Consider the following 809-nt stretch of genomic DNA (forward strand, 5'->3'; position numbering starts at 1 on the left):
TAGAATTTGTGAAATTAGAAGCAGGAAAACAAGAAGAAAAGCCAGCGGAAAACATTAAAAATGGTGCAGAAGAAACAGGAACAATAAACGCGACAAGTTTACGAGTAAGAAGTGCGGCAAATACAAGTAGCGCAGTTCTAGGAAACTTAAAAAATGGCGAAAAAGTAACAGTGTTAGGAAAAGCAAACGGCTGGGCAAAAATCAGCTACCAAGGAAAAGAAGGCTATGTATCGCTAGAATTTGTGAAATTAGAGGCAGGAAAGCAAGAAGAAAAGCCAGCGGAAAACATTACAAATGGAACGCAAGAAGTAGGAATGATCAATGCGACAAGTTTACGAGTAAGAAGTGCGGCAAATACAAGTAGCGCAGTTCTAGGAAACTTGAAAAATGGCGAGAAAGTAACAGTGTTAGGAAAAGCAAACGGCTGGGCGAAAATCAATTATCAAGGAAAAGAAGGTTATGTGTCGTTAGAATTTGTGAAATTAGAAGCAGGAAAACAAGAAGAAAAGCCAGCGGAAAACATTACAAATGGAACACAAGAAGTAGGAACAATAAACGCGACAAGCCTCCGAGTAAGAAGTGCAGCGAATACAAGTAGTTCAATTTTAGGAAACTTGAAAAATGGCGAGAAAGTAACAGTGTTAGGAAAAGCAAACGGCTGGGCGAAAATCAGCTATCAAGGAAAAGAAGGCTACGTATCCTTAGAATTTGTGAAATTAGAAGCAGGAAAGCAAGAAGAAAAGCCAGCGGAAAACATTACAAATGGAACGCAAGAAGTAGGAATGATCAATGCGACAAGTTTACGAGTA

The 809-nt window shown here is 39.1% G+C and carries 1 protein-coding gene; it reads left to right on the forward strand.

What is annotated here, in order from left to right:
• Positions 1-809 (forward strand): SH3 domain-containing protein (locus U860_RS32080; protein WP_025150943.1); only part of this gene is annotated, 809 nt, incomplete at both ends.

The organism is Bacillus sp. H1a, from assembly GCF_000633475.1.
Taxonomy (GTDB): domain Bacteria; phylum Bacillota; class Bacilli; order Bacillales; family Bacillaceae_G; genus Bacillus_A; species Bacillus_A paramycoides.